The organism is Microcystis sp. M090S1, from assembly GCF_020246295.1.
Taxonomy (GTDB): Bacteria; Cyanobacteriota; Cyanobacteriia; order Cyanobacteriales; family Microcystaceae; genus Microcystis; species Microcystis aeruginosa.
Genome location: NZ_JADBTF010000043.1, coordinates 1 through 5,671, shown reverse-complemented (window position 1 = coordinate 5,671; position 5,671 = coordinate 1). Strand labels below are relative to the sequence as shown.

The window sequence follows — 5,671 nt, the reverse complement described above, 5'->3', positions numbered from 1 at the left end:
GCGGAAAAATGCCTTACCAATGGAAGAAAGATTATCAACTGAAGTTGTGGTGACAGAAAATCAATATAGAATTACTGTGATTCGGGCGTGAGTGTTTCCAAAACTCACTGTTTGCGTTACATTTCATTAACGCACCCTACAGGATTAACTTTTAGAATTTTTGCTAAACTAGAAATAGGTATAAAACAAGGAAATATAAAGTTATGACAGTTGCTAATTCATCACTTTCTCAACAATACATACTTGATATTGAACCAGAAGGACGTTTAACTTTACCGCAAGAAATCCAACAAATTCTTAATTTAGAATCTGGAGATAGATTAATCTTAACTCTGGAAGATAATGGAACACTGCAATTAGTTAGTCTCAAAAATCAAGTTAAAAAATTAAGAGGTTTATTAAAAAATAAATCACCTGATAGAAATTTAGTAGATGAACTTATTCAAGAACGCAGACAGGAGTATTTAAGTGAATAAATATGTGTTAGATGCTTCTGCCTTTTTAGCTTATCTTAGAGATGAACTAGGAGCAGAAATTGTAGAAAATGCCTTGATTAATGGGTGTTATATCAGTATTATTAATTGGGTAGAGGTATTATAGCGGTGTGCAGTCGTATGAGGTACAGTGTCACGAGCTATAAACCATGCTAGGCAAAGCTTGGTCTGTATCTCACTCAAGCGCTTACCGCTATATCGAAAATTGTTGACTTAGGAGAATCCCCAGAGGAAATTATTAAACGATTGAGAGATGAAGGATTATTACAAAATAGTCTAGAAATTATTGCTTGCAATGAGGAAGATGCTATAACTATAGCTAAATTTCGAGTTTTAACTAAAAGTGCAGGATTATCCTTAGGAGATCGTGCTTGTCTTGCTTTAGGTAAACGCTTGAATTTACCTGTGTTAACAGCAGATAAAGTATGGACCAGTTTATCTCTGGGAATTACTATTACTTTGATTCGTTAAAGTTCATCATCATTTGACAAATACTTTTTAACAACTGAAAATTTGGAACTGCATTCAAAACAGTAATAAGGTGCGTTAATGAAATGTAACGCACCCTACTGGACTGTTTCAACTAAAATAGGGCAATAGATTTCGGCTTAAAATCTTAGATTATAGAATTTATAGCATTTTTCTAATACACCAAATTAGCTGAAACAATCCACTACAGGATTGGATATCACTAGAGATTAAAACCCACATTCCGCACTTTATGATTAAGTCGCAATAACGCCACCAAGAAAAACTGATTGAACCGACAAAATTTGTTGAGATTAGAGAATTTTTACATCTGACTTCACCAAGAATAATTTGACAGAAGCAAGGATCGCTCAAGTTAGACATGGTTAAACTAAAGTGGCCTAATTTATTGGACACTTTTCGGGGAAAAAGTTTTTTCTGGGATTGACTTAAACTGAATTTGCTCAATTTGATTCTCAACTTACTTGGTAGTAATTTTGGCAATAAATCGAAAAATATTCAAGAATATCAAGAATCTCCTCAGTTAAATTACTGATGTGGCTTTGAGCATTAATCTTGACTAAATGAATCCCCTGTAAAATCTGAAATATCCATCTTAAAGTTGGTTTATCTGTGGCTTTACCAAGTTTATTTTTGACTTTTCCACCTTTCCTTTGTAGTTCCCCTCTTAACATTCTTTGTCCCAGACTATATACTAATAAGCATATTTCCATTAAAAAAACCATTGTTTCTATCCTTTTTGGGGTTTTCACCAAGACACTATCTGCTAGAAATAAGGGGTCTTTAATGAATCTAAATCCTCGTTCACAAGATTGTTGTGCTTTATATTCATCAAGCATTTCTTCCGCCGATAGGTTTTCCTTGTCGAGAACAGGCGATAATAAATCTTCCTGCTCTTTCTGTTTCGGCTTTAATAATTTCAGCTATCACCACTACAATAAAATCACTACCATCAGGATTTACTCTCGGAAAATTTCAATTGCCTGACTACAATTCTAAAGCTTCATAGATGTATAATTTATTCAAAAAACCGACGGTGCTGAAGTGATAACTAGGTAAAGGCGGAGGGAACGATAATTCCGTTTGATAAACGCTGAAAATGACAAAATTCTTTCTAGTGGTGTTAGTGGCGATCGCTTCTTGTAAAAAAGGATGACCCGTATCCACCAACATTTTACAGTAACCTCGCAAGAGAGCCTGCACCTCGAGGGAAGCTTGCGCCCGAGCGCAGACATTATCCTTAAGATAGCTAGTTAACCTCTGGGAAGCGTATTGTTCGTAATCTTGACGATTGGGGTTAGTTGTCAGCAATATCCCCGCAATTCCCCCTAAAACCACTCCTACCACCATTCCCCCTAACCGTGCCAATTTCATAAGCTCTCAAATCATCACTCACTTACCCTAACCATAGCCCGAATGAGGATAAAAAACCTCTTGTCAACGATTCGTTTTCTGCTATACTCGATAGATGTACGGCGAGCGTAGCCAAGTGGTTAAGGCAGTGGATTGTGGTTCCACCACTCGGGGGTTCAAGTCCCCTCGTTCGCCCTCTTTTTAAGGCTCGTTGATAATTAGGCTTTGAGGGGGTTGATTGGCACTTACCCACTCAAATCCCCAATCAATTCGTTATCGGTAAAACCCTACACCCCACACCCTACACCCCACACCCTGTCCCCACGAAAAACTTTTTGCCGCAAACCCTACTTACCGGTTAAGACGGCACTGGAGAAGCGGAGTAGCGATAACGTGATAGTTTAGATCCGATCGGTAATGTGATATTGGGACAATAATGACCAAAGTAAATCCGAAGTTAATTATTCATGGGGGAGCGAGTTCCCTAGAGGATAAAGGTGGTTTAGAATCAGTCCGCAATTCTCTCCGGGGGATTGTTAAGAATATTTACAACCTCCTTGACAATGGTGCTAGTGCTGTGGAGGCGGTGACGAAAGGATGTATGTTACTGGAGGATGAACCGCGATTTAATGCCGGGACCGGTTCGGTGGTGCAATCGGACGGTCAGGTGCGAATGAGTGCAGCCTTGATGGATGGTCGTCACCAGCGTTTAAGCGGTGTCATTAACGTCTCGCGGGTACAGAATCCCATTAGCCTGGCTCAATTTCTCCAAAGTCAAGAGGATCGCATTCTCTCGGAAATTGGAGCTGCAGATCTGGCCCGAGAATTACAAATTCCCCTCTATGATCCCCTCACCGATTATCGGATTCAAGAATGGATGGAGGAAAGAAAGACGAATTTTAATCGCAAAATGGCCCGTTTATTCGCCGATTCGTCAGCACAACGGGGAACTATCGGGGTAGTGGCCCTTGATCAACAAGGAGACATCGCCGCCGGAACTTCTACCGGAGGGAAGGGATTAGAAAGAATCGGTCGCGTTAGTGACAGTGCCATGCCGGCCGGCAATTATGCGAATCCATGGGCGGGAGTAAGCTGTACGGGGGTCGGGGAAGATATTATCGATGAATGTTTAGCCGCTAAGGTGGTTATTCGCGTCACCGATGGTTTTTCCCTCGCCGCTGCCGTGGAGAAATCCATGCGCGAATCCCAAACTAATGGTCGGGATCTGGGCATGATTTCCCTTGATCGTCAGGGGAATATTGTTTGGGGGAAAACGGCGGAAATTCTCTTGGCTGCCTATCATGACGGTCAGGCGATCGGTGATACCCTAGAATGGCACGGTGAAAATGTGGGTTTAATCGGTCATGTCGCCGTCGGATAGTGGAACAAACTGCGATCGAGCCTAGTCTTTTCGGTTAATCTGTACAAGATACTTCTTCTCGAAAATCTCCGTGTGGCAATACATTATTCCTATTTTTGACCCCGATGTGAAAAACTGGTCAGCCGAAGCGCGATTATTGCGCTGGATGACTTTTTTGTGGCTGTTAGTCGGGTTAGTGGTGCTTTTTTCCGCTTCCTACGCTCTGGCTGACAGTCGCTTTGATAACGGACTATACTATTTTATCCGCCAATTAATCTGGCTTTGGATTGGCTTAATTGGCTTTAATTTCCTGGTGCGATTGCCGATCGAGAAACTCCTCAAAATCGCACCCTGGATGATTTTATTAGTTTTAGGATTAATTTTGATCACTCTTATCCCCGGTTTGGGAACTAATATCAACGGTGCCACCCGTTGGATTAAAATCGGGCCGATTCTCTTGCAACCGTCGGAATTTATGAAACCGTTTCTCGTCCTGCAAGGGGCGGCGGTTTTCGGTGGTTGGCCGCGTTTAAATGTCAATCAACGGTTAACTTGGATCGCTATTTTTGGGCTAATTCTAGCGGGCATCCTCTTACAACCTAACTTGAGTACCACTGCTCTGTGTGGTATAACTCTCTGGCTGATCGCTCTTGCCTCCGGTCTGCCTTTATCCTACATGACCAGCACCGCTTTACTGGGTGTAACTATGGCCGTGGTTAGTGTTACTTTCCGCGAATACCAGAGAAAACGGATTTTGTCTTTCTTAAACCCCTGGCAGGATCCCCGGGGTGATGGTTATCAATTAGTGCAGAGTTTACTGGCGATCGGTTCTGGCGGAACCACTGGCAGCGGTTACGGTTTATCCCAACAAAAATTATTTTATCTACCCTTCCCAGATACGGATTTTATTTTCGCTGTCTTTGGCGAGGAATTTGGTTTTATTGGCGGTATTTTACTGTTAATCATGCTATTTCTCTACGCTACTCTCGCCCTGATCGTGGCGGTTAAATGTCGTCATCGCATCAAAAAATTAGTGGCGATCGGGGCGATGGTAATTTTAATCGGTCAATCCCTGTTAAATATCGGTGTGGCCACTGGTTCTTTACCCACTACCGGCTTACCTTTCCCTCTCTTTAGTTATGGCGGCAGTTCCAGTTTAGCCAGTCTCTTTTTAGCCGCCCTCTTAATCCGTGTGGCTAGGGAAGAAAATGACCCCGATCCGGTTCCCACCAGTAAAAAAAGTCCTCAGAAAATTGTCTCGGTTTTCAGTCATCAGTGATGGATTGGGAATTATGAATTATGAAGTGGGGAAGTGGGGAAGTGGGGAAGCTGTCTCATCACCCTATCACCCCAAAACCCCCCGCAACGCGCAAGCAGTGACCCCCCTATCTCCTGATTCCTGACTCCTCACCCAATGTTCGACAAAGATAAGTAAAAATTATTGATTGACTCCAAAAACTTGAGAATATTTAAATTAACATTCCGCAATATTTACAAATTCTTAAGAATTAATTGAGAAAGATTTTTATTTAACAACGATGTTACAATGGTGACAGGGATTTGATAGAATTTCACAATGGGCTATTCTGTGCTTTTTTGGGTAGCAATGGTTGAAACCCTTGCCACACCTACAGGGTGATCCTAATTAAGACGGGTAAATCAGTCAATTTCACGGGCAACGATGATCTTTTTTTTGTGTAGTTTTATTGCAAAAAAAAAGTTTTTTTGACAAAAAGCACAAAGTATGATATTAGTCCAATGGATTTCTGGCTGCGAGTAATTATTGCAGAGAAGGGAAAGGGGAAAGGGGAGAAGGGAGAGGGGAGAAGGGGGAATAAATAGGGTTTGCGGCAAAAAGTTTTTCGTGGGGGCAGGGTGTGGGGTGTGGGGGGTCGGGTTTTACCGATTTTCAGGTGGTCAATTACCTAATTTTCAGGGAAAAAGTACCTGAATTTTCCCCCCGCTCACTCCCAGG

Annotated in this window: 5 protein-coding genes, 1 tRNA gene and 1 pseudogene; 5 read left to right on the top strand and 2 right to left on the bottom strand. The window is 41.9% G+C overall.

Going from position 1 to position 5,671, the window contains the following annotated elements; all coding sequences use genetic code 11:
- The first annotated feature begins 203 nt into the window (after nt 1-203).
- Both IM477_RS01750 and IM477_RS01745 read left to right on the top strand, forming a co-directional pair.
- On the top strand, nt 204-476 hold the full coding sequence (locus IM477_RS01750; protein WP_002790479.1) for an AbrB/MazE/SpoVT family DNA-binding domain-containing protein: 273 nt from the start codon (nt 204-206) through the stop codon (nt 474-476).
- Nucleotides 477-740: 264 nt separating this feature from the next.
- The gene (locus IM477_RS01745; RefSeq protein WP_287730296.1) at nt 741-965 is read left to right on the top strand and encodes a PIN domain-containing protein; all 225 of its coding nucleotides are present in this window, start codon (nt 741-743) and stop codon (nt 963-965) included.
- A gap of 473 nt (nt 966-1,438) precedes the next feature.
- Here the strand turns inward: IM477_RS01745 and IM477_RS01740 are convergent.
- Together IM477_RS01740 and IM477_RS01735 are read right to left on the bottom strand one after the other, a co-directional pair.
- Nucleotides 1,439-1,907 (bottom strand): annotated as a pseudogene (locus tag IM477_RS01740) (IS1634 family transposase); the annotation flags it as partial.
- 63 nt (nt 1,908-1,970) lie between these two features.
- Nucleotides 1,971-2,357 carry a DUF4359 domain-containing protein gene (locus IM477_RS01735; RefSeq protein WP_190721424.1) on the bottom strand — a complete coding sequence of 129 codons (387 nt, stop codon included), beginning with the start codon at nt 2,355-2,357 and terminating at the stop codon, nt 1,971-1,973.
- A 101-nt stretch (nt 2,358-2,458) separates the two neighbouring features.
- On the opposite strand from IM477_RS01735, the gene IM477_RS01730 reads away from it, so the two are divergent.
- The 3 genes from IM477_RS01730 to IM477_RS01720 all read left to right on the top strand — a co-directional run bounded on the left by IM477_RS01730 (nt 2,459) and on the right by IM477_RS01720 (nt 4,975).
- Nucleotides 2,459-2,531, top strand: a tRNA-His gene (locus IM477_RS01730).
- Nucleotides 2,532-2,772: 241 nt separating this feature from the next.
- A complete protein-coding gene (locus IM477_RS01725; protein ID WP_190721422.1) occupies nt 2,773-3,717 on the top strand; it encodes an isoaspartyl peptidase/L-asparaginase in 945 nt (314 codons plus the stop codon).
- A gap of 70 nt (nt 3,718-3,787) precedes the next feature.
- Nucleotides 3,788-4,975, top strand: coding sequence for an FtsW/RodA/SpoVE family cell cycle protein (locus tag IM477_RS01720; protein WP_190721420.1), 1,188 nt, complete (start codon nt 3,788-3,790; stop codon nt 4,973-4,975).
- The last annotated feature ends 696 nt before the right edge of the window (nt 4,976-5,671 follow it).